General features: G+C 59.4%; 17 protein-coding genes. 5 read left to right on the top strand and 12 right to left on the bottom strand.

Translation table 11 applies throughout. The annotated features are described in order from the left end of the window. Nucleotides 1-100: 100 nt before the first annotated feature. The gene (plsB, locus tag FHL07_RS12740; protein WP_095018176.1) at nucleotides 101-2,599 is read right to left on the bottom strand and encodes a glycerol-3-phosphate 1-O-acyltransferase PlsB; all 2,499 of its coding nucleotides are present in this window, start codon (nucleotides 2,597-2,599) and stop codon (nucleotides 101-103) included. A gap of 239 nt (nucleotides 2,600-2,838) precedes the next feature. Here plsB and FHL07_RS12735 point away from each other — a divergent pair, with 239 nt between their 5' ends. Beyond that, on the top strand, nucleotides 2,839-3,048 hold the full coding sequence (locus tag FHL07_RS12735; protein ID WP_095001295.1) for a cold shock domain-containing protein: 210 nt from the start codon (nucleotides 2,839-2,841) through the stop codon (nucleotides 3,046-3,048). 127 nt (nucleotides 3,049-3,175) lie between these two features. Here FHL07_RS12735 and FHL07_RS12730 read toward each other — a convergent pair whose 3' ends face one another. The 4 genes from FHL07_RS12730 to FHL07_RS12715 all read right to left on the bottom strand — a co-directional run bounded on the left by FHL07_RS12730 (nucleotide 3,176) and on the right by FHL07_RS12715 (nucleotide 8,281). After that, nucleotides 3,176-3,553 carry a hypothetical protein gene (locus tag FHL07_RS12730; protein ID WP_095001296.1) on the bottom strand — a complete coding sequence of 126 codons (378 nt, stop codon included), beginning with the start codon at nucleotides 3,551-3,553 and terminating at the stop codon, nucleotides 3,176-3,178. Nucleotides 3,554-3,633: 80 nt separating this feature from the next. Then, on the bottom strand, nucleotides 3,634-4,443 hold the full coding sequence (locus FHL07_RS12725; RefSeq protein ID WP_095018175.1) for a putative RNA methyltransferase: 810 nt from the start codon (nucleotides 4,441-4,443) through the stop codon (nucleotides 3,634-3,636). After that, the gene (gene dapE, locus FHL07_RS12720; protein ID WP_095001298.1) at nucleotides 4,443-5,594 is read right to left on the bottom strand and encodes a succinyl-diaminopimelate desuccinylase; all 1,152 of its coding nucleotides are present in this window, start codon (nucleotides 5,592-5,594) and stop codon (nucleotides 4,443-4,445) included. Before dapE ends, FHL07_RS12725 begins: the two co-directional genes overlap by 1 nt. Before the next feature lie 95 nt (nucleotides 5,595-5,689). After that, nucleotides 5,690-8,281: a glycosyltransferase gene (locus FHL07_RS12715; RefSeq protein WP_095001299.1), complete on the bottom strand. Its 2,592-nt coding sequence runs from the start codon at nucleotides 8,279-8,281 to the stop codon at nucleotides 5,690-5,692. A 276-nt stretch (nucleotides 8,282-8,557) separates the two neighbouring features. Here FHL07_RS12715 and tcdA point away from each other — a divergent pair, with 276 nt between their 5' ends. Further along, the gene (gene tcdA, locus FHL07_RS12710) at nucleotides 8,558-9,376 is read left to right on the top strand and encodes a tRNA cyclic N6-threonylcarbamoyladenosine(37) synthase TcdA (RefSeq protein WP_095001300.1); all 819 of its coding nucleotides are present in this window, start codon (nucleotides 8,558-8,560) and stop codon (nucleotides 9,374-9,376) included. Nucleotides 9,377-9,497: 121 nt separating this feature from the next. On the opposite strand, the gene FHL07_RS12705 is transcribed toward tcdA, so the two are convergent. The 4 genes from FHL07_RS12705 to FHL07_RS12690 are packed head-to-tail and all read right to left on the bottom strand — an operon-like array spanning nucleotide 9,498 to nucleotide 12,595. Continuing rightward, the gene (locus FHL07_RS12705; RefSeq protein ID WP_095001301.1) at nucleotides 9,498-9,902 is read right to left on the bottom strand and encodes a SufE family protein; all 405 of its coding nucleotides are present in this window, start codon (nucleotides 9,900-9,902) and stop codon (nucleotides 9,498-9,500) included. Beyond that, nucleotides 9,899-11,104 carry an aminotransferase class V-fold PLP-dependent enzyme gene (locus FHL07_RS12700; RefSeq protein WP_095031491.1) on the bottom strand — a complete coding sequence of 402 codons (1,206 nt, stop codon included), beginning with the start codon at nucleotides 11,102-11,104 and terminating at the stop codon, nucleotides 9,899-9,901. Before FHL07_RS12700 ends, FHL07_RS12705 begins: the two co-directional genes overlap by 4 nt. A gap of 58 nt (nucleotides 11,105-11,162) precedes the next feature. Continuing rightward, nucleotides 11,163-12,197: a 2,3,4,5-tetrahydropyridine-2,6-dicarboxylate N-succinyltransferase gene (gene dapD, locus FHL07_RS12695; protein ID WP_095001303.1), complete on the bottom strand. Its 1,035-nt coding sequence runs from the start codon at nucleotides 12,195-12,197 to the stop codon at nucleotides 11,163-11,165. Between the two features lie 35 nt (nucleotides 12,198-12,232). Continuing rightward, nucleotides 12,233-12,595, bottom strand: a complete 363-nt coding sequence (locus FHL07_RS12690; RefSeq protein WP_095001396.1) for an ArsC family reductase — start codon at nucleotides 12,593-12,595, stop codon at nucleotides 12,233-12,235. Nucleotides 12,596-12,824: 229 nt separating this feature from the next. On the opposite strand from FHL07_RS12690, the gene FHL07_RS12685 reads away from it, so the two are divergent. Continuing rightward, the gene (locus FHL07_RS12685; RefSeq protein WP_095001304.1) at nucleotides 12,825-14,471 is read left to right on the top strand and encodes a Na+/H+ antiporter; all 1,647 of its coding nucleotides are present in this window, start codon (nucleotides 12,825-12,827) and stop codon (nucleotides 14,469-14,471) included. 105 nt (nucleotides 14,472-14,576) lie between these two features. Here FHL07_RS12685 and dapC read toward each other — a convergent pair whose 3' ends face one another. Genes dapC through map form a run of 3 tightly spaced genes read right to left on the bottom strand, consistent with a single transcriptional unit; the run spans nucleotide 14,577 to nucleotide 19,415 of the window. Further along, nucleotides 14,577-15,776 (bottom strand): succinyldiaminopimelate transaminase, encoded by a 1,200-nt coding sequence (dapC, locus tag FHL07_RS12680; RefSeq protein WP_138738567.1) that lies wholly within the window; start codon nucleotides 15,774-15,776, stop codon nucleotides 14,577-14,579. A 26-nt stretch (nucleotides 15,777-15,802) separates the two neighbouring features. Beyond that, entirely contained in the window at nucleotides 15,803-18,505 is a 2,703-nt protein-coding gene (locus FHL07_RS12675; protein ID WP_095001306.1) for a [protein-PII] uridylyltransferase, read from the bottom strand. Nucleotides 18,506-18,560: 55 nt separating this feature from the next. Next, complete coding sequence (map, locus tag FHL07_RS12670; RefSeq protein WP_095001307.1) at nucleotides 18,561-19,415, bottom strand: type I methionyl aminopeptidase; 855 nt, start codon at nucleotides 19,413-19,415, stop codon at nucleotides 18,561-18,563. A gap of 867 nt (nucleotides 19,416-20,282) precedes the next feature. Between map and rpsB the strand changes: the two genes are divergently transcribed. Continuing rightward, nucleotides 20,283-21,026 carry a 30S ribosomal protein S2 gene (rpsB, locus tag FHL07_RS12660; RefSeq protein WP_016781981.1) on the top strand — a complete coding sequence of 248 codons (744 nt, stop codon included), beginning with the start codon at nucleotides 20,283-20,285 and terminating at the stop codon, nucleotides 21,024-21,026. A 206-nt stretch (nucleotides 21,027-21,232) separates the two neighbouring features. Beyond that, nucleotides 21,233-22,102 (top strand): translation elongation factor Ts, encoded by an 870-nt coding sequence (tsf, locus tag FHL07_RS12655; protein WP_095001308.1) that lies wholly within the window; start codon nucleotides 21,233-21,235, stop codon nucleotides 22,100-22,102. Nucleotides 22,103-22,119 lie beyond the last annotated feature (17 nt).

Below are 22,119 nucleotides of genomic sequence, written 5' to 3'. Positions count from 1 at the left end.
TTGCTTTGGATGTGTGCCGAAATCTTCGGCACACATCCAAGGCTAGTCGCGGATTGGAAGGCTGAAACCGGTTGAGACGTTTCAACTCAACTTTGCAGGATTATCCCACGCTCTCGGAAATATCCGCGGCATCTTCACTGCGGTGCAATGCCACCTGGCGAATAGACAGGCGGATTTCCGCAGGCAACACGCGCTTGGCGGCCCCTTCAGCCAGTTCACCGAGCAGTTCGTGGTAGCTCAGCTTGCCATTGCTATCGCGGCGCAACACGTCCTCTTCAAGCAAGGTCTGGATAAAGTGCCGGAACAGGCTCTTGTCGAAGAATTCCGGGGCGTTGAGCCCATGCAGAATCGACAGGCGCTGGGCCATCATGGTGCACAGGTCTTCCAGTTCTTCGGCGCTCAGGGTGTTCTGGCCGCTGTTGAGCAGCAGGGATATGGCCATGTAAAAGCGCTGCAGGGTTTGCGCAATGCTTTTGGACAGCAGCGTCAGCAATACAAAGTGTCGCGAGCTTGGCGCAGGGCGCAGGTACACGTCTTTTTCGAACCGTAGCAACCCTTGCTCGACAAAGGCTTCAAGCCATTGATCGACCACTCCGTCGAGTTCTTGCTCGGACCAGCGGATAAACAGTTCCGATTGCAGGTACGGATACAGCGCATGGGTGTAGCGCAGGATCTGTTCGCGGCTCATGCGCGAAGTGCTCTGGAAGAAGCTGGCGAGCAATGATGGCAAGGCAAAGATATGCATCACGTTGTTGCGGTAATAAGTCATCAGTACCGCGTTCTGCTCATCCAGATAGAGGATCTTGCCCAGCGCATCGCTTTGCTCGGCCAGCAGATTCATGTCTTTGACATGCTTGATCAGCGCCGGGCCATCGCCTTCGGGCAAGGTGGTGTACGGCGAGTAAGGCACACGGCGCAGCAGGGCCAGATAGAGGTCCAGTACCCGGGCCATGGCTTGCTCATCCAGGGCCAGGCGGGTAGTGGACAGCAAGGCCAGTGCCACCAGGTTTACCGGGTTGATGGCCGCCGCTTCATTCAGATGCCGGGCAACCTTTTCTCCCAGGCGGTTGGTGGTCTGGCTCAGCCATTCAGGGCGGTAGGACGGTGCAAGCTCCTGCTGACGCCAGCCCGGCTGCTCCTGCTCAAGAAACTCGGCCAGCTTGATCGGCTCGCCGAAGTTGACTGCGACCTGACCGAACTTCTGTTTTTTCAGCGCACCGATCACTTTGAAAATGTCAAAAATCGACTCTTTTTTCTTGCTGGCGCCGCGCAGCTCACCCAGGTAGGTACGGCCTTCAAGAACGCGTTCGTAACCGATGTATACGGGTACGAACACGATCGGCGTGCGTGATGAACGCAGGAAACTGCGCACGGTGATGGCCAGCATCCCGGTTTTCGGTTGCAGCATGCGTCCGGTGCGCGAGCGGCCACCTTCGACGAAGTACTCAACCGGGAAACCCTTGGTGAACAGGGTGTGCATGTATTCGTTGAACACCGAGGTGTACAACGGGTTGCCCTTGAAGGTGCGGCGCATGAAAAATGCCCCGCCACGGCGTAGCAGCGGGCCCAGCACCGGCATGTTCAGGTTGATCCCGGCGGCAATGTGCGGCGGGGTCAGGCCGTTGCGAAACAGCAGATAGGACAGCAGCAGGTAGTCGATATGGCTGCGGTGGCACGGCACATAAATGATCTCATGGCCCTGGGCGACCTTTTGCACGCTCTCGATCTGGTTGACCTTGACCCCATCGTAAATCTTGTTCCAGAACCAGCTCAGCAGTACTTCAAAAAAACGGATCGCGGTGTAGGTGTAGTCCGAGGCGATTTCATTGGCGTAGCGCAGCGCAAGGGCACGGGCCTTGTCGGGCGAAATATTCTCGCGCTCGGCTTCATCGAGGATCGCCTGGCGCACGGAAGGCTCGTTGACCAGGCCCTTTACCAGCGTACGCCGGTGCGACAGGTCGGGGCCGATGGTCGAGATTTTCAGGTTGCGAAAGTGCACCCGTAAAATGCGCTGGGCCATGCGCACGGTGCGTTCGTGGCCCTTGTTGAGGTCGACCAGCTCTCGCATATGGATAGGGGCCGAGAACTGCACGCGGGTTTTACGGCCCAGAATCAGGATGCGCAGCATGCGCCGCAAACGCCCGGTCACGGCCCAGCTGTCGGCGAACAGCAGTTTCCAGGGGCTGGACTCGCTGTCGGGGGACTGGCCCCAGAATACGCTGACCGGGATGATTTGCGCGTCTTCCCCCGGGTGCTGGCTCAAGCCGTCAACCAGTCGGGTCAATACCGGCGGTGCGCCACGCTTGTCCTGACGCCCCAGCCAGTCCGGCTCGGGGGTCAGGTAGAAGAAGGCAGCTGGCTCTATCATCTCGCCTACGGCAACTGGCAGCACCGGGCGCGGCAGGCCGGCTTTGGAGCACTCGGCGTCGACAACGGCCAGCTCGGTCAGCGAGGGCGATTGCAGTACATAGAACACCGGTCGGCTGCGATCCAGGTTCAGGGTCAGCGAAGACTGGTTGATGGTCTCCGAGCGCACCCACAGGTACAGCAAGCGACGCAGGGCGCCAAATACAAGGCGGCGGAATGGGGAGGGGGTCATACGGCTTCTGCGTTAGTGAATTAAACGAGCGTTTACTCGGTCGGGTAGTTTGCAGTATCAGCGCAAAATCGGCAAAAAAGCGCTGAACTAATATTGATTGAGTGTTTTTTTGCCTGACCTATACTCGGTGGTCTTTCGCGATACTGCGTCAGACAGAGTTTTGCAGAGTCAGGTTCAAACGATAGTTCTCAAAGGGCCAGTTAACGAGCCCGATCAATAATAAAAAGGGGGGATGTTCCATGACTGCACGTGTAACGGGCAATGTGAAGTGGTTTAACGACGCAAAGGGCTACGGCTTTATCCAGTGCGAAGACGGGGCTGATGTGTTTGTGCATTACCGTGCCATTCGCGGTGAAGGCCATCGCAGCCTGGCCGAAGGTCAGCAGGTCGAATACACCCAGGTCTCGGGCGCCAAGGGCCTGCAGGCCGAGGATGTAGTGGGGTTGTAAGGCACTGCTTGCCCTCCCTGTGGGAGCGGGCTTGCTCGCGATTGCATCAGCGCATGTGCACATAGACACCGCGTCGGTCGCATCGCAGGCAAGCCAGCTCCCACAAGGGATCTATGGCCGGTCCGAATCAGGAACCGGTTTTCCAGGTGATTTCTTCCTGGCCGTCTTCGCTGATGCGGATCCAGCGGTCGGCGTCTGCCTCGCCCTGTTCTTCAACCCAGCTGCCCGGCGCGCAGCGCACTTCGATGTGCAATGCCTCAAAAGCAGCCTTGGCGCAGGCGATGTCGTCTTCCCACGGCGTCTGGTCACTGTCCAGGTACAGGCTATTCCATTTGCCTACAGCTTTTGGCATCCAGGTTACGGGCACGTTGCCGGCCATGCACTTCCAGGTTTCGCCTTTCTTTTTCCATTCCGTGCACGGTCCCAGCACGTTTGCCAGCCAGGCTTCGACGTCTTTGTAAGTGACGGCTTCTTTCAGGTAAATCTCGATATCGGGTTGGCGCATGGATGTCCTCACTGCGTGTCTGAAAAATCCATTCGCGGATTAGTCGGGCCAAGGGCATGTGCACCTGGCCGTAAAATGGGTTATTGAAGTACGAAGTAATCGTAGCGCATCGACACGGTCACCACTAAAGGCTCGGGGTGCTCGATGACCTCGGCGCGCCGCTCGGCACTGGCACGCCAGCCGTGAGGGGTCATGGCCAGCAGGTTGGCGCGATCCTGGGGTTCGCTCAGGCTGAGGGTGAACTCCAGTGTTTCACTGTGCTGTAGCGACATGCCTTCGGGCACCAGGGCCAGATGCTTGTCGTCGGCGTAATCCCGGACTTCGTCGTACAGGCGTTCGCGCAATTCCATCAAGTGACCGCGGGTCGGGCCTACACGCATCAGGCCGCCACCGGGGGTGAGCAGGCGCTTGGCTTCGAGCCAGTCCAGCGGGCTGAACACACTGGCCAGGAACTGGCAGCTGGCGTCAGCCAGTGGCACGCGGGCCATGCTGGCGATCAACCAGGTCAGTTGCGGGCTGCGTTTACAGGCACGCTTGACCGCTTCGCGGGAGATATCCAGCGCGTAGCCATCGGCGTTGGGCAGCGCGTCGGCGATTTGCGCGGTGTAGTAACCCTCGCCACAGCCGATGTCGAGCCAGCGCTGCGGCGCGCGTTCGGCGGCCAGTTCGGCCAGGCGTTTGGCCACAGGGGCGTAATGCCCGGCGTTTAGAAAGTCGCGGCGGGCTTCAACCATAGCCTGGTTGTCGCCTGGGTCACGGCTGTTCTTGTGTTGCACCGGCAGCAGGTTCAGGTAGCCCTGGCGGGCACGGTCAAAGCGATGGCCGGCAGGGCACACCACACCATTGTCTGCCGCGTTGAGCGGCTCGGAGCAGATCGGGCAGGCGAGCATCAGGCGAGCAACTTGATCAGGGTCTGATAGTAGATTTCGGTCAACACGTCGAGATCGCTGGCCAGCACCCGTTCGTTGACCTGGTGAATGGTCGCGTTGACCGGCCCCAGCTCTACCACCTGGGTGCCCAGGGTCGCGATAAAGCGACCGTCGGATGTGCCACCGCTGGTGGAAGCCTTGGTTTCGCGACCGGTCACCTGCTTGATGCTCGACGACACGGCATCCAGCAGCGCCCCCGGCTCGGTCAGGAACGGCAGGCCGGACAGCGCCCAGTCGATGTGCCAGTCCAGGCCGTGCTTGTCCAGGATGTCCGCGACGCGCTTTTGCAGGCCCTCAACGGTGGACTCGGTGGAGAAGCGGAAGTTGAACACTGCAACCAGATCACCCGGGATGACGTTGGTCGCGCCTGTGCCTGAGTTGAGGTTGGAAATCTGGAAGCTGGTTGGCGGGAAAAAGGCATTGCCGTTGTCCCAATGCTCGGCGGCCAGCTCGGTCAGCGCAGGCACGGCCAGATGAATCGGGTTCTTGGCCAGATGCGGGTAGGCCACATGGCCTTGAACGCCGCGAACGGTGAGCTTGGCCCCCAGAGAACCGCGACGGCCGTTCTTGACCACATCACCCACCAGGGAAGTGCTCGACGGCTCGCCGACGATGCACCAGTCCAGACGCTCGTTACGTGCGGCGAAACGTTCGATCACGGCCTTGGTGCCGTGATGGGCCGGGCCTTCTTCGTCACTGGTGATCAAAAATGCGACCTTGCCCTTGTGGTCCGGGTAGTCGCAGACAAAGCGTTCAGCGGCCACCAGCATGGCTGCCAGGCTGCCTTTCATGTCGGCCGCGCCACGGCCGCAGAGCATGCCGTGCTCATCGATCAGCGCGTCGAACGGGTCGTTCTGCCAGGCCTGTACCGGGCCGGTCGGTACCACGTCAGTGTGGCCGGCGAAGCACAGCACCGGGCCTTCGTGTTTGCCGTGGGTGGCCCAGAAGTTGTCGACGTCTTCGATGCGCATCGGCTCAAGCATGAAGCCGGCATCGCCCAGGCGCTGCATCATCAGCTTCTGGCAGTCAGCGTCGATCGGCGTCACGGAAGGGCGACGGATCAGATCGCAGGCGAGTTGCAGGGTCGGCGAAAGGTCGGCGTGGGCCGTCATGGTAGGGACTCCGAAGCGGGACACAAGGCACAAAAGGGCGGTTATCTTAAAGCAAAACGGCGGCCAGAGGCCGCCGTTTAGTGGTTGCAGTCGATTTATGCAGCGGGTTGCTCTTGTGCTTCTTCGACCGGTTTAGGCAACGAAGACATAAAGGCCATGATCAGCGCTGCCAGATACGGCAACGATTGCACCAGCAGCATCACCACCCAGAAACGCATGTCGTTGCTCGGCAGGCCTTGTACGAAGAAAATCCCCACAGCCGCGCCCCAGAGCAGCAGCATGATGAACACCTCTTCGCGGGCTTCCGAGATCGCTACCCAAAAGCCGTGGTTATCGGCGTTTTTAGGCGTCCGGAAGAACGGGATGCTGGTGGTGAAGAACCCGTACAGCACGGCTTTGGCGATGGTGTGGGACAACGCCAGCCCGGCCAGTGCCGCGGCGAAGGCGTCCTTGAGGTTGACCCCCACTGCACGGCGGTACAGGAAAATGATCTTGCCCACCTTGAACACAAATAGCGCCAGTGGCGGAATGGCGAAAATCAACAGTGGCGGGTCGACCCGCGTTGGCACGATGATCATCGCCGCCGACCACAACAGGGCACCGACAGTGAAGAAAATATTCATGCCGTCGGCCACCCATGGCAACCAGCCTGCGAGGAAGTGATAGCGCTGGCCACGGGTCAGCTCCGTGTCTTTGCCCAGCAACAGGCTGGAGGTGTGACGCTTGATAATCTGAATCGCACCGTAGGCCCAGCGGAATCGCTGTTTCTTGAAGTCGATAAAGGTATCGGGCATCAGGCCCTTGCCATAGCTGTTGTGGGAATACGCGGCGGAATACCCTTTTTCAAATACCCGCAGGCCCAGCTCGGCGTCTTCACAGATGCACCAGTCTGCCCAGCCCAGTTCTTCGAGCACTGAACGGCGGGTCATGGTCATGGTGCCGTGCTGAATGATCGCATCGCGGTCGTTACGGGTGACCATGCCGATATGGAAAAAGCCCTTGTATTCGGAGTAGCAGAGCTTTTTGAAGGTGCTTTCGTTCTGGTCGCGGTAGTCCTGTGGCGATTGCACGATGGCGATTTTCGGGTCGGCAAAGTGCGGCACCATATGCTTGAGCCAGTTGCGGTCCACGCAGTAATCAGAGTCGATCACGGCAATCACTTCGGCATCCGGCGCGGTATGCGGGATCAGGTAGTTCAGCGCGCCGCCCTTGAAACCGGCCAGGGGCGCGACGTGGAAGAACTTGAAGCGCGGGCCGAGGGTGGCGCAGTAATCGCGCACCGGCTCCCAGACTGCCGGGTCCTTGGTGTTGTTGTCGATGATCAACACTTCGAAATCGGGGTAGTCGAGGTTGGCCAGGGCGTCGAGGGTCTGTTTGACCATCTCCGGCGGCTCGTTGTAGCACGGCACATGGATCGAGACTTTCGGACGGTAGGCATCGTCGGCTTCTACCGGTAAAAACTCCCTTCGCCGCTTGCGAATCCATACTGCTTCGGCCAGTTCATGGGCCTCGGTGAGCAGCACGATAAACACCCCGAGCGCACCTAAGCCAAGCAGAAAGCCCACAGTCAGGCTGAACCAGGTGCTGTATTGCTGGCTGTAGTCATAGGCGATCCACACCAGCACCGAGCCGCAGAGGAAAGCGGTAAAGGTCAGGAAGGTGCGGCCACGCTGGCGCAGGGCGGAACCGTCGATCAGCAGCAGTGCCAGCGACAGCAGGCCCATGACCACCGAGCCGATGGCCAGTACGCGCCACTGTGGAATCGCCACCACCGGCCCCTCAAAATTGAATTTTTGCTGGCGGGCAGCGTTGTACACGCCCCAGTACGCGCCCACTGAACCTTCGTCGCTGGCCTTCCACGGCTGGTCGAAGGCTTCGATCACAAAATAGTTGTAGCCCCGGCGGTTGAGGGTATTGACCAACGTACGCAGATAAATCGCCTGGTCGGCCGGGGTAGCGTCAGCGCCACCGCGCATGCGGCCATTGCTCGGCCAGCCAACTTCCGACAGCAGCAGCGGTTTTTTCGGGAACATTTTTTTCAGGTCGCGGGCACGGTCCAGGACGAATTCGCCGGCCTTGTCCACCGGGATAAATTCCCAGTAGGGCAGGATGTGCGCGGCGATCAGGTCAACGTGCTTGGCCAGTTGCGGGTACTTTTCCCAAATATGCCATTGCTCGGACGTGGTGACCGGCACCTTGACCGCGGCGCGCACCCGATCCAGCAGCACGATCAGGTCTTCGGGCGTGATTTCTTCGCGGAACAGGGCTTCGTTGCCCACCACAACCCGCACCACGCTGCGTGAGTTGTTGGCCAGCTCGATGGCTTTCTGGATTTCCCGCTCGTTGCGCTCCAGATCAGGGCTGATCCAGATCCCGATGGTCACGCGCAGGCCGAATTCTTCGGCCAGCTTGGGAATGTCGCCCAGGGTGCCGTCAACCGAGTAAGTCCGGATGTTGTCGGTCAGCTTGCTGATGATTTCCAGGTCGCGACGCATTTCGTCGTCGGTCGGGTACTGGTCTTTCTGTGGGTACTGGCCTTGCTGGAACGGCGAGTACGAAAAACCGGAGATTTGCTCGGGCCAGTTGGGCGCAGAGACCGGGCGATTGATCAGCGCCCAGAAGCCTGTGAAGAGCGCGGCGATGGCCAGGACCACCACCAGATTGAGTCCAAATTTACGCGATGACATAACTATTTCGGGTTCCAAAGGGAGTGGAACGAAGATCGGTCGGCGGGTGCCAAACGGCGCGCATCCTACACTGTGCTTTGACCAATCGTATAGCGGACGGAATTGAGTCGGGCGTTTGGCACTTACAGCCGACTTAAGTTCTTTCTTTATTAGTTGTAGCTCTTATCTTCTTCCGTAGCAGGCTATTAAAGCAGGCTTGGTCGCATAGCTTGTAGGAAAGATACTCAATGCAATGTAAGAACCCTATAATGCGCGCCGGTTTTTGGGGTGTTGGTCATGAGTACAGAAGATCCACGTTTTGCCGGTGTAGCCCGGTTATATGGGCTGGAAGGCCTTGAACGACTGAAGGCGGCGCATGTGGCGATCGTCGGTGTAGGCGGCGTCGGGTCGTGGGCAGCGGAAGCGATTGCGCGCTGCGGCGTCGGCGAAATTTCGCTGTTTGATCTGGATGACGTGTGCGTCAGCAACAGCAACCGCCAGTTACACGCCTTGAGTACGACCATTGGTCGGGACAAGGTTGAGGTGATGGCCGAACGCCTGCGTCAGATCAATCCTGACTGCAAGGTTCATGAGGTGGCCGATTTCGTGACGCGCGAAACCATGGCCGACTACATCACCCCCGATATTGATTGCGTGATCGACTGCATCGACAGTGTGAATGCCAAGGCGGCGCTGATTGCCTGGTGCAAGCGGCGCAAGATACAGATCATCACCACCGGTGGCGCGGGCGGGCAAATTGACCCGACGCTGATTCAGGTCTGTGACTTGAACCGTACCTTCAATGACCCTCTGGCCTCCAAGGTGCGCTCGACCTTGCGCCGCGATTATGGATTTTCGCGCACCATGACCCGTCACTACAGCGTGCCGTGTGTGTTCTCCACCGAGCAGCTGCGCTACCCAAAGCCGGACGGCAGCATTTGCCTGCAGAAGAGTTTTGTCGGTGACGGGGTGAAGCTGGACTGTGCTGGCGGGTTTGGCGCAGTGATGATGGTGACGGCCACCTTCGGCATGGTGGCGGCGACCAAGGCGGTGGACAAGATCGTGGCGGGCGTGCGCCGGCCCTCGGAGAAGGTAAAGCCTGCACCACAGGAATAAGGCTCGCCTCGGACCTGGCCTGTGGGAGCGGCCTTGCTCGCGATAGCACCGGCGCGGTGTTTCAGATGAACCGAATCGCCCGCATCGCGAGCAAGCCCGCTCCCCCAGGGGGCGGCAATGGTCAGGCTGCCAATTCCCGCATCCGCACCAGCACCGCATTGAGCCCATTGCTGCGCGATGGCGACAACTGCCGGCTAAGCCCCAATTGTTCGAACCATCCCGGCAAATCGACCTGCAGCAGCTCTTGCGTGGTCAAGCCGTTCACCCGCACCAGCAGCAACGCCACCAGCCCGCGAATCAGTCGCGCTTCACTGCTGGCCGCAAACTGCCATTGGCCATCGACCTGTTTGCCCACCAGCCACATCTGGCTTTCACAGCCATGCACCCGGTTGGCGTCGGTTTTGTCGGCCTCGCTGAGTTCCGGCAATCGCTGGCCCCATTGCATCAGCAGGCGTGCACGCTGTTCCCAGCCGGTGCAATGCTCAAAGCTGTCGAGCGCCGCCTGGGCGTCGGCGGGCAGGGTCATTGCAGCAACTCCAGCGCCTGATCGAGGGCGAGGAAAAAACGCTCCAGATCTTCTGAGTCATTGTACAGCGCCAGCGAAACACGGATGGCACCAGCCAGACCAAGGCTTTTAAGCAGTGGCATGGCGCAATGATGCCCGGCGCGAACGGCAATCCCCTGTTCGGTCAGCAGATGGGCCAGATCGGCGTTGTGGACGCCCTCGACTACAAAACTGACCAGGGCCAGTTGCGGGGCGCCCAGCAGACGAATGCCCTGGCGCTGCTGCAAACCCTCGACGAGCAATCGGTGCAGTGCTGTTTCGTGGGCCTGGACTGCGCCCTGGTTGAGGTTGGCCAGATAGTTGAGGGTTGCCCCCAGTCCGATCACGCTGGCAATCGGCGGGGTACCAGCCTCAAATCCCAGCGGTGCCGGGCGAAAGGTGGCGTGCTGATAGTCGGCGTCCTGCACCATCTCGCCACCAAACTGCCAGTGTTGCAAGCGGGCCAGGGCTTCATGACGGCCAAACAGCACGCCCAGCCCGTCGGGGCCATAGAGCTTGTGGGCGGAAAACACATAGAAGTCACAACCCAGCGCCTGAACGTCCTGGCGACCGTGGACAACACCCTGGGCGCCGTCAACCACGGTTAGTGCATTCTGTGCCCTGGCCAGCGCCAACAGTTCGGGCAGGGGCTGCCACACACCAAGGACGTTGGATAGCTGGCTCACGGCCAACAGGCGGGTGCGCGGGGTGATCAGGCGTGCGGCGGCCACGAGGTCGATCACGCCGTCGGCATCCAGAGGCAAGATCACCAGATTCAGCTTTTTACGCTGTGCGAGCTGCTGCCATGGCAGCAGATTGGCGTGATGTTCCAGGGCGCTGATAACGATTTCATCGCCCGTATTGAATTGGTGCTCCAGGCCGTAGGCCAGAAGGTTCAGCGCTGACGTGGCGCCGTGGGTGAACACGATTTGCCCGCACTCGCCGGCATTGAGCCATTGCGTCACTTTGTGGCGGGTGTTTTCGAATGCCTGGGTCGCGTGGGCGCCCGGCAGATGTTGGGCCCTGTGTACATTGGCTGCGCCGTTGGCGTAGTAATGCGTCAGTGCGTCGAGCAGGGCTTGGGGTTTTTGCGTGGTAGCAGCGCTGTCCAGATACGTCTGGTCCTGACGTTGCAAGGCGGCGATGGCGGGAAAGTCAGCGCGCCAGGGAGAAGGCAAAAGCATGGTGTTCGGGCTCTGTTGACGAGGCCGGAAGCCGGCCCCGTCAGTTGCAGACAGACGCTTAGTTGTGAGCGTGCAGTGCTTCGTTCAGCTCGATGGCCGACTTGTGGGTTTTGCATTCCACAGCGCCGGTTTCCGAGTTGCGGCGGAACAACAGGTCAGGCTGGCCAGCTAGGTCACGGGCCTTGACCACTTTGACCAACTGGTTGTTTTCGTCCAGCAGGGCCACTTTGGTACCTGCGGTCACGTACAGGCCGGACTCGACGGTGTTGCGGTCACCCAGCGGGATGCCGATACCGGCGTTGGCGCCGATCAGGCAGCCTTCGCCGACCTTGATCACGATGTTGCCACCACCCGACAGCGTGCCCATGGTCGAGCAACCGCCGCCCAGGTCCGAACCTTTGCCGACAAACACGCCTGCCGATACACGGCCTTCGATCATGCCCGGGCCTTCGGTACCAGCGTTGAAGTTGACGAAACCTTCGTGCATCACGGTGGTGCCTTCGCCGACGTAGGCGCCCAGGCGAATACGCGCCGCATCAGCGATGCGCACACCGGCCGGAACCACGTAGTCGGTCATTTTCGGGAACTTGTCGACCGAGAACACTTCCAGCAGATCGCCACGCAGGCGCGCTTCGAGTTGACGCTCGGCCAGTTCGCCCAGATCGATGGCGCCCTGGCTGGTCCATGCCACGTTTGGCAGCAGCGGGAACACGCCCGCCAGGCTCAGGCCGTGGGGCTTGACCAGGCGATGGGACAGCAGGTGCAGCTTGAGGTAGGCCTCTGGCGTCGAGGTCAGAGTGGCGTCTTCGGCCAGCAGGGTGGCAACCAGCGGCTTGTGGCTTTCGGCCAGGCGGGTCAGCAGGGCAGCCTGGGCGGCGTCGACCGGTTTGGCGGCTTCAGCCATCTGTGCGGCTTGGGCGGTAGTAAAGGTGATTGCCTGATTGCCACCGGTGTAGCCCAGAATCGGTGCGATGGCTGCAATCAGCTCGGCCGATGGATTGACCAGGGGTTGTGCGTAGAACACTTCCAGCCATGCGCCTTGGCGGTTTTGGGTGCCGACGCCGAAGGCTGCGCTGAACAGGGTAGTAGACATGCAATTACCTCTTACAAAAATAAATGGGCGGGCGCTTACAGAAGGGCCGCCGCATAAAGATCTGGCTTGAAGCCAATCAGGGTTTTGTCACCGAGATCGAGCACCGGGCGCTTGATCATCGAGGGTTGGGCGAGCATCAGTTCAATGGCTTTGGCTTGGTCGAGATCGGCTTTGCGTTCGTCGTCGAGCTTGCGAAAGGTTGTACCGGCGCGGTTGAGCACCACTTCCCAGCCGTGCTCATTGCACCAGCGGGTCAGGTGTTCACGGTCAATGCCGCTGCTTTTGTAGTCATGGAAATCGTAGTGCACTGCATGTTCATCGAGCCAGGTGCGAGCCTTTTTCATGGTGTCGCAGGCTTTGATGCCGAAAAGGTGCAACGTCTTGCTTGAATCGGTCACGGAAATTGCCCCCCCTTTGGAGATGCGGTAAATGAGCAGTCGCGGATTATGCCATGCGCAGCGCCCTTGGGCGTGATTGGCTGCGAGCTTGGCACAGACTTGTGACATGTCGTCGCACTGCTACTTTTGTTCAGGCTCGGCTTTTACGGTTAGACGCTACTATGGAGCGCAATGGGAAATTGTTGCTATTTATTTAGTTTAAAACTGATCGTTCGGGAACTCTGCTGATATGCAAACCGCCTATACCGTCCTTATCCTGCTGATGCTGGTGGGGATTTCGCGTCTGTTGGGGCGTGTCATACCTCTGCCTTTGCCGCTGGTGCAGATTGCCGCCGGTGCCGTACTGGCCTGGCCGACACTGGGCCTGCATGTGGCGCTGGAACCTGAGCTGTTCCTGTTTCTGTTCTTGCCGCCGCTGCTGTTCTCGGATGGCTGGCGCATGCCCAAGCGTGAGTTCTGGCGCCTGCGCGGGCCGATTCTGACCCTGGCAGTAGGGCTGGTTTTGTTTACGGTGGTGGGTGCGGGTTATTTCATCCATTGGCTGTTGCCGACCATCCCCTTGCCGGTGGCATTTGCCCTGGCAGCAGTACTGTCACCCACTGATGCGGTGGCGGTATCGGCCATTGCACAGAATCGCTTGCCCGCACCCTTGATGCACATGCTGCAAGGCGAGGCGCTGATGAATGACGCCACGGGCCTGGTGACCTTCAAGTTCGCCCTGGTGGCTGCCATTACCGGGGTGTTTTCCCTGGCCAATGCCAGCCTGACCTTCATCTTGGTGGCCTGTGGCGGGCTGGCCATTGGCGTCGCCCTGAGCTGGCTGGTGGGGCGTTTGCGCGCGTGGATGATCGCCCGTGGCTGGGATGACCCGGCCACCCATGTGGTGTTTATGTTGCTGCTGCCTTTTGCCGCCTATGTACTGGCCGAACGCTTGGGTGCTTCGGGCATCCTGTCGGCGGTGGCGGCGGGGATGATGCAGAGCTGGCTGGACCTGTTGCCGCGTCAGACCAGCACCCGCCTGCTTAATCGCAGTGTGTGGTCGCTGCTGGAGTTTGCCTTCAACGGGTTGATCTTTTTGCTGTTGGGCCTGCAATTGCCGGACATCATCAAGGCGGTGGTCAGCCACGAAACGACTCTGTGGCCGACCTTGATGTATCGCTGCCTGGATGTGGTGGCGATTTTCCTGGTGCTGCTGGCGCTGCGCTTCATCTGGGTGCAGAGCATCTGGCGGCTGTCCGGCCTGTTGCGCCGCTGGCGTGGCAAGGGCGAGCTGACGATGGTGCCGACAGCCCGCTCCTGCTGGCTGCTGACCGTGGGCGGGGTACGCGGTGCGGTGACCCTGGCGGGCGTGATGTCGGTACCGCTGCTGGTCAGCGAGGGTTTGAATTTTCCTGAGCGTGATTTGCTGATCTTTATTGCTGCCGGGGTGATCTTGCTATCGCTGGTGGCGGCCTGCATTGCCTTGCCGGTGTTGTTGCGCGGTATTCCAAAAAGCCCGGACGATGCCATGCGCAAAGAAGTGCGCGAAGCCTGGCGGCGCACCGCAGAAGCGGCGATTCACGCGCTGGAAGCAGAAGAGGTGGTGGAGGCCGATGGTCAGCAGGATGCGGCCCAGGCGGCTCTGGCGGCTGAGCTAAAGGCGCGGATCATGTCTGAGTACCGTCATCAGCTTGAGGTGTACAACGACTCGGCGGAGGCCCAGGCACTGGCTTCGCAAATGGACCAGCTGGAAAGCCGCTTGCGGCTCAAGGCGCTGCGGGCGCAGCGGCTGGAACTGTACAGCTTGCGCCGCCATCACGAAATCGGCGACGACGCCCTGAGCGAAATCCTCAAGGACCTGGACTTGAGCGAGGCCAACCTGGGAACGGTGAAATAACCCAGCTTTATGTGGGAGCGGGCTTGCTCGCGATGGCATCGCAGCGGTTCGTCTGGCAGACCGCATCGCTTGCATCGCGAGCAAGCCCGCTCCCACAGGGGCGGTTTAGCCGCGGCGCTGGATAAAGTCGCGGATCCGCCCGGCGGCTTCCACGCACTCAGCCAGTGGCGCAACCAGGGCCATGCGTACGCGACCAGCGCCGGGGTTGAAACCGTCTACTTCGCGGGACAGATAAGAGCCCGGCACTACGGTGACGTGCTCTTGGGCAAACAGGTCGCGGCAGAATTCGGCGTCGTCGCCTTCAACCCTGGGCCACAGGTAGAAGCCGCCATCCGGGCGCTGCACATCCAGTACCGGAGTTAAAATCTCCAACACCGCATCAAACTTCTCGCGATACAGGTCACGGTTGGTACGTACGTGGTCTTCGTCGTTCCAGGCGGCAATGCTTGCCAGCTGGGTTTGTACCGGCATGGCGCAGCCATGGTACGTGCGGTACAGCAGGAACGCCTTGAGGATGTCGGCATCGCCGGCCACAAAACCGGAACGCAAACCCGGCAGGTTGGAGCGCTTGGACAGGCTGTGGAACACCACGCAACGCTTGAAGTCTTCACGGCCCAGGGCCACACAGGCGCTGAGCAGGCCGACCGGTGGTGTCTTCTCGTCGAAGTACAGCTCGCTGTAGCACTCGTCTGCGGCGATCACGAAGTCGTGTTCGTCGGCCAGTGCGATCAGTTTTTTCAGGGTTTCAAGCGGGATCAGCGCACCGGTCGGGTTACCCGGCGAGCACAGGAACAGGATCTGGCAGCGTTTCCAGGTGTCGACGGATACGGCGTCGAAATCCGGGTTGAACCCATGCTCGGCCAGGCACGGCAGGTAGTGCGGCTGAGCGCCTGCCAGGAAGGCGGCCCCTTCATAGATCTGGTAGAACGGGTTCGGGCTCACCACCAGAGCGTCGTCACCACGGTTGACCACGGTCTGGGTGAAGGCAAACAGGGCTTCACGGGTGCCGTTGACCGGCAGGATATTGCGCGCCGGGTCAAGCCAGCCTTTTGGCACGTTGAAACGACGCTCGGCCCAGTCGGCGATAGCTTCGCGCAGCGCCGGGATGCCCAGGGTGGTCGGGTAGACCGCCATCTGGTCGAGGTTGTCAGCCAGTGCCTTGGCCACGAAGTCCGGCGAGCGGTGCTTGGGTTCGCCAATCGACAGCGCGATCGGGCGCTTGTCGGCGTTGGGCTGCACGCTGCCAAGCAGGGCGCGCAATTTTTCGAACGGGTAAGGCTGCAGCTGGTTTAGAGCGTTGTTCATGGGGTGCGGGTCTCACTCGGCGGCGGTTAAATGCTCAGGCGCCACGGTTCTGGGGTTGAATCCTGATTGACCGTCAGTTGCTCGACGATCGCTTCCTGCAAACGCATGCACAGCTGCGGGTCGGACAGCGGCTGGTTGTTTGCATCGGTAATGAAAAAGACGTCTTCGACGCGTTCACCCAGGGTGGCAATCTTGGCGTTCTGCAGCGACAGATCAAACTCCAGAAAGATCATTCCGATGCGAGCCAGCAGGCCCGGGCGGTCGGGGGCGCTGAGCTCCAGCACGGTCACCGGGCGCTGGGCGTCGTTATGGATCGTGACCTGGGGCGCAAAGGCAAAGTGCTTGAGCTGGCGCGGCACGCGGCGCTGGATGATGGTTGGGTAGTCGTCCGGGTTGCGCAGGGCTTCGGTCAGCCCCTTGCGGATTTTTTCGATACGCGCCGGGTTGTTACCAATCGAGCCGCCATCGTTGTCGAGCACGATATAGGTGTCGAGGGTGAACTGGCTGCTGGAGGTGATAATGCGTGCGTCATGGATGTTCAGGTTGAGCTGGTCCATGGCGGCCACTGTCACGGCGAAGAAGTCGTGCTGGTCGGGTGCATAGATGAAGATCTGCGTGCCGCCCTCGAACTCGCGCTGGGTGGTTTCCTTGATCAGCACCAGCGGGCCGCCATCGGCAGGCTGCTGCAGGATGGCTTCGGTATGCAGGGCCACGTCGGCAGAGGAGTGTCGCAGGAAATAGTCGTCGCCCAGCTGTGACCAGAGCTGTTCCACGTCATCCTGGTCGGTACCCCCGCGCACCAGAATATCCAGCGCCGCACTTTGTGTCTGGCGGATCTGTTCTTCGCGGTCCACCGGGTTTTCCAGGCCTCTACGCAAGGCACGCTTGGTCTCGGTGTAGAGCTGGCGCAACAGGCTGGCGCGCCAGGAGTTCCACAGCGTCGGGTTGGTGGCGTTGATATCGGCGACAGTCAGCACATAGAGATAGTCGAGGTGGGTTTCGTCCACCACAATCTGGGCAAAATCATGGATGACCTGCGGGTCGGACAGGTCCTTGCGCTGGGCGGTGGTGGACATCACCAGGTGGTTTTGTACCAGCCACACGATCAGGCGCGTGTCCCACTGCGGCAACTGATGACGGATGCAGAACGCTTCTGCATCCACGGCACCGATTTCGGAATGGTCGCCGTGGCGGCCCTTGCCGATATCGTGGTACAGCCCGGCCAGGTAGATCAGCTCGGGCTTGGGCAGCTTGGCCATCAACTTGCTGGCGAGCGGGAATTTCTCCGATACCTGGGTGTATTGCAGCTTACGCAGGTGTTTGATCAGGTTCAGGGTGTGGGCATCGACCGTATAAATGTGGAACAGGTCATGCTGCATTTGCCCGACGATAAAACCAAACTCGGGCAGGTAACGGCCCAGGATGCCGTAACGGTTCATCCGGCGCAGGTTGCGGTGGATGCCGATCTTGCACTTGAACAGTTCGATAAACAGGCTGGTGTTGCGGATGTCTTTGCGGAAATCTTCGTCGATCAGGTAACGATGTTCGCGTAGCAGGCGGATGGTGTCGGCCCGCACGCCCTTGATCTCTGGGTGCTGTGCCATCAGCAGGAAGATTTCCAGCATGGCGAAGGGAGTGCGCTTGAACACGTGGTCGCTGGTGGCTTCGATATAGCCATCGTGCAACTGGAAGCGCGAGTTCAACGGGGTTGGCGGCGCTTCGTCCTCGGGGGCGAGGATCACCTCTTCGAAGTGCTGGATGATCAGGTCGCTGAGCTGGGCAATGCTCATGACCACCCGGTAGTACTGCTGCATGAAATTTTCGATGGTCTGCTTGGCGTCTTCGCCGGCAAAGCCGAGCAGTTCGCCGATGCTGCGCTGGTGGTCGAACAGCAGACGGTCTTCGGCACGCCCGGCAAGCATGTGCAGGGCGTAGCGCACCTTCCACAAAAATTCCTGGGACGAGGCCAGCAGGGCGTGCTCGCTTTCTACCAGAAAGCCTTCGCCGGCAAGGGCGCGCAAATTCAGGGTGCCGTACTGGCGGCGGGCTACCCACAAAATGGTCTGGATATCGCGCAGGCCGCCGGGCGAACCCTTGACGTTAGGCTCCAGGTTGTACTCGGTGTCGTTGTACTTGTGGTGGCGGGCCTTTTGCTCGGCGCGCTTGGCCAGGAAAAACTCCTTGCTGGGCCACATGTGGGCGGTGCTGGTGACGTCCAGCATGCGCTGACGCAAATGCTCGGGGCCCGCCACGGTGCGGCTTTCCATCAAGTTGGTGATGATGGTCAGGTCGGCGCGGGCCTGCTCTGCGCACTCATCCACCGAGCGCACGCTCTGACCTACTTCTAGGCCTATGTCCCATAGAAGTGTCAGAAAACGCTCAATGGAATCACGGAAAACTTCGTGATCTGCGTTGTCCAGCAGTATCAGCAAATCGATATCGGAATAAGGGTGCAACTCGCCGCGGCCATAGCCGCCGACGGCGACCAGCGCGATGTCGGCCTCAGCGCTCCAGCTGAACTGGTCCCACGCCTGTTGCAGGATGTTGTCGACGAACCATGCACGGTCTTCGATCAGGCGGCGAATATCACGCCCCTTTTTGAAGCGTTCGTCGAGTACCTCCCGAGCCTGGCGGATCGCCTTTTTGAAAGCGGCAATGGGGCTCGCCTTTAATGCCAGCTCGGCCTGGAACTGGCCGCGGTCAAAAAGTTCTGGATCCACCTGCGGCATCGATTGGCATTCCTGTGCTGGGTTTTACGGGCTAAACGGTGAAAACACGCAAGTTTCAGGCCGAAACGCGGGGGATGGTGTCATCGCTGCGCAGGGTGAAAATTTCGTAACCGGTGTCGGTGACCAGCAGGGTGTGTTCCCACTGGGCAGACAGCTTGCGGTCCTTGGTGATGGCGGTCCAGCCGTCGCCCAGCACCTTGGTGTCGGCCTTGCCCTGATTGATCATCGGCTCGATGGTGAAGGTCATGCCGGCCTTGAGCTCCATACCGGTGCCAGCGCGGCCGTAGTGCAGGATCTGCGGCTCTTCGTGGAATACCTTGCCGATACCGTGGCCGCAGAACTCGCGTACTACAGAAAAACCGTTCTTTTCAGCGTGCTTCTGGATCACTTCGCCGATATCGCCCAGGCGGCAGCCCGGTTTAACGATTTCGATAGCCTTGTACATGCATTCCTGGGTCACTTGCGACAGGCGCTCGGCCCATACCGGAACCTTGCCGACGTGGAACATGCGGCTGGTGTCGCCGTGGTAGCCGTCCTTGATCACGGTGACGTCGATGTTCAGGGTGTCGCCGTCCTTCAATACCTTGTCGCCCGGGATGCCGTGGCATACCACGTGATTGATCGAGGTGCAGATCGACTTGGGAAAGCCTTTATAGTTGAGCGGGGCAGGGATGGCCTTTTGCACATTGACGATATAGTCATGGCAGATGCGATCCAGCTCTTCAGTGGTGACGCCGGGTTTTACGTACTCGGCGATCATTTCCAGGACTTCGGCGGCCAGTTTGCCGGCGATACGCATTTTTGCGATGTCCTCTGGGGTTTTGAGGGTGACGGTCATTCGGGCTCTCTTCGCGCGTTGGCGCTCATCATCAGGATTGCGGGCGTGCTGTGAATCGCGGCACGCCGTCATAAAAGTACGATTCTAACAGACGGTCGGCGTTAGTCGTGGGCCTGTAGCCATCGCTTCTCTTAATAGATAGGAGCATCCTGGTTCTATTCCAAGGCCCCGCGCGAATAAGGTAAGCGGCCGAAGCCCGCGCTTTTGATTTTTTCGCCCTTCGTGAGGCCGAATAGGTATGTACTCGGTAGTTTTAAATGGCATTGCGCGTACATATCCAGCATTTGTGTCTAACTGAGACTATGGTTTCGACCTTACGTCGAGTCCCTTTTGGAAGGACCCAAAAGGAACCAAAAGGTCCTCGCCCCATCGTACGGCCTTCGCTGCGCTCAGGTTCCCTCGCTCCGGCTCTGCTCCGTGGGCCCGCCGCCACGGGCCATCCATGGCCCATCGCGGCTCTCCCGGCATCCATGCCGGTCGACCCACTCCGCAGAACCTCCTCTCGGCCTCCCGGGAGGGCAGGCAGATCAAAAGCACTGCGCCCCGAGGCGGCCGACCGGCCGGCCTGTTCGGTCAATTCAGAAGCGGCCCTGGCCCAGGTGTCAGACTTGTTGTGTTGTGCGGCCGTCTGGCTCCGACGCTGTTATGGGCTTGCTCGGTGTTTGGAATATTTTGCTGGTGGAAGTGGTATTGTTGGACAAGAAGCAAGAGCAAGCCAGGCGTAAGCCCTTGCAGGGCAACGCTTTAGCAATAAAGTCTGAATTCACACTTCGTTTTTAATGCATCTTGTGGTATAAAATGCGCCGCTTTGCGGGTATAGCCCGCAGAGCACAAACCCACACACGTGTCGACACGATGACCTGGGTGCCTTCAGCTTTGAAGCTGCTGGTTGGTCGTTGGGATACGTGGAGGCCTAACCCGACTTATTAAGGAACTATCATGTCCCAAGTCAACATGCGCGATATGCTGAAGGCCGGTGTGCACTTCGGTCACCAAACCCGTTACTGGAACCCGAAGATGGGTAAATACATCTTTGGCGCGCGTAACAAGATCCACATCATCAACCTTGAAAAAACCCTGCCAATGTTCAACGAAGCTCTGACTTTCGTTGAGCGCCTGGCCCAGGGCAAAAACAAGATTCTGTTCGTCGGCACCAAGCGTTCCGCTGGCAAGATCGTTGCTGAAGAAGCAGCACGTTGCGGTTCGCCGTACGTGGATCACCGCTGGTTGGGCGGCATGCTCACCAACTTCAAAACCATTCGTGCTTCGATCAAGCGTCTGCGTGACCTTGAAATCCAGGCAGAAGACGGTACTTTCGCCAAGCTGACCAAGAAAGAGGCGCTGATGCGCACTCGCGATCTGCAGAAGCTGGATCGTAGCCTGGGTGGTATCAAGGACATGGGCGGTCTGCCAGACGCTCTGTTCGTTATCGACGTTGACCACGAGCGTATCGCGATCACCGAAGCTAACAAGTTGGGTATCCCGGTAATCGGCGTTGTCGATACCAACAGCAGCCCAGAAGGTGTTGACTACATCATCCCGGGTAACGATGACGCAATCCGCGCTATCCAGCTGTACATGGGTGCGATGGCTGATGCTGTGATCAAAGGCCGTAACCACGTTGCTGGCGGCACCGACGTTTTCGTCGAAGAAGCTCCAGCTGCAGCGGTAGTTGAAGGCTGAGTAATTAACGCCTAGCGTTTACTCAGTACGCAAAAAGGGGGCTTGGCCCCCTTTTTGCCACCTCGAAATCCATTTGTTGTAACCCTGTTTGTTGTATCTGTATCAGATGGCGACCTGCACGGTTGATTCGGGGTGCGCTTCAAACGAATTGAACGCCCGTTCGGTCGGGTGGAATGGTTGAAAACCTATCCAAGAGGAATTTTGAAATGGCAGAGATTACTGCAGCGTTGGTTAAAGAACTGCGTGAGCGTACTGGCGAAGGCATGATGGACTGCAAGAAAGCCTTGACCAAGGCTGGCGGCGACATCGAAAAAGCCATTGATGACATGCGTGCTTCGGGCGCCATCAAGGCAGCCAAAAAAGCAGGTAACGTTGCTGCTGAAGGCGCTATCGCAGTTAAAGTTGCAGACGACAACAAGTCGGCTGTAATTCTTGAAGTCAACTCGCAAACCGACTTCCTGGCTCTGCAAGACGACTTCAAAAAATTCGTTGCTGACAGCGTTGAAAAAGCGTTCGCTGACAAACTGACCGACGCAGCTCCGCTGATCGCTGCTCAAGAAGCTGATCGTCTGGTTCTGGTTGGTAAAGTAGGCGAGAACGTCAACATCCGTCGTCTGGCCCGCATCGAAGGTGACGTTGTTGATGCTTACCTGCACGGCAACAAGATCGGTGTTGTTGTAGCTCTGAAAGGCGGCAACGCTGAGCTGGCTCGTGACATCGCCATGCACGTAGCTGCAAGCAACCCTGAGTTCCTGCTGCCTTCGCAAGTTTCCGCTGATGCCATCGAACGCGAAAAAACCGTGTTCATGAGCCTCAACGAAGACAAGATCAAAGGCAAGCCAGCCGAAATCGTTGAAAAAATGGTTGCCGGTCGTATCAGCAAGTTCCTGGCTGAAGCCAGCCTGGTTGAGCAAGCGTTCGTCAAGAACCCGGAAATCAAGGTCGGCGATCTGGCCAAGAAAGCCGGCGCTGAAATCGTTTCCTTCACTTACTTCAAAGTAGGTGATGGCATCGAGAAGCCAGTTGACGACTTCGCTGCTGAAGTTGCTGCTCAAGTGGCTGCAAGCAAGCAATAAGACGGTTCTAAACTGTC

It is taken from the genome of Pseudomonas sp. FSL W7-0098 (assembly GCF_005930585.1).
Lineage (GTDB): Bacteria > Pseudomonadota > Gammaproteobacteria > Pseudomonadales > Pseudomonadaceae > Aquipseudomonas > Aquipseudomonas bubulae.
This window is presented reverse-complemented; position numbering and strand designations above follow the sequence as displayed.

Coding starts and splice junctions, on each gene's coding strand:
- plsB (WP_095018176.1), bottom strand. CDS start 2,599: ATGACCCCCTCCCCATTCCGCCGCCTTGTATTTGGCGCCCTGCGTCGC.
- FHL07_RS12735 (WP_095001295.1), top strand. CDS start 2,839: ATGACTGCACGTGTAACGGGCAATGTGAAGTGGTTTAACGACGCAAAG.
- FHL07_RS12730 (WP_095001296.1), bottom strand. CDS start 3,553: ATGCGCCAACCCGATATCGAGATTTACCTGAAAGAAGCCGTCACTTAC.
- FHL07_RS12725 (WP_095018175.1), bottom strand. CDS start 4,443: ATGCTCGCCTGCCCGATCTGCTCCGAGCCGCTCAACGCGGCAGACAAT.
- dapE (WP_095001298.1), bottom strand. CDS start 5,594: ATGACGGCCCACGCCGACCTTTCGCCGACCCTGCAACTCGCCTGCGAT.
- FHL07_RS12715 (WP_095001299.1), bottom strand. CDS start 8,281: ATGTCATCGCGTAAATTTGGACTCAATCTGGTGGTGGTCCTGGCCATC.
- tcdA (WP_095001300.1), top strand. CDS start 8,558: ATGAGTACAGAAGATCCACGTTTTGCCGGTGTAGCCCGGTTATATGGG.
- FHL07_RS12705 (WP_095001301.1), bottom strand. CDS start 9,902: ATGACCCTGCCCGCCGACGCCCAGGCGGCGCTCGACAGCTTTGAGCAT.
- FHL07_RS12700 (WP_095031491.1), bottom strand. CDS start 11,104: ATGCTTTTGCCTTCTCCCTGGCGCGCTGACTTTCCCGCCATCGCCGCC.
- dapD (WP_095001303.1), bottom strand. CDS start 12,197: ATGTCTACTACCCTGTTCAGCGCAGCCTTCGGCGTCGGCACCCAAAAC.
- FHL07_RS12685 (WP_095001304.1), top strand. CDS start 12,825: ATGCAAACCGCCTATACCGTCCTTATCCTGCTGATGCTGGTGGGGATT.
- dapC (WP_138738567.1), bottom strand. CDS start 15,776: ATGAACAACGCTCTAAACCAGCTGCAGCCTTACCCGTTCGAAAAATTG.
- FHL07_RS12675 (WP_095001306.1), bottom strand. CDS start 18,505: ATGCCGCAGGTGGATCCAGAACTTTTTGACCGCGGCCAGTTCCAGGCC.
- map (WP_095001307.1), bottom strand. CDS start 19,415: ATGACGGCGTGCCGCGATTCACAGCACGCCCGCAATCCTGATGATGAG.
- rpsB (WP_016781981.1), top strand. CDS start 20,283: ATGTCCCAAGTCAACATGCGCGATATGCTGAAGGCCGGTGTGCACTTC.
- tsf (WP_095001308.1), top strand. CDS start 21,233: ATGGCAGAGATTACTGCAGCGTTGGTTAAAGAACTGCGTGAGCGTACT.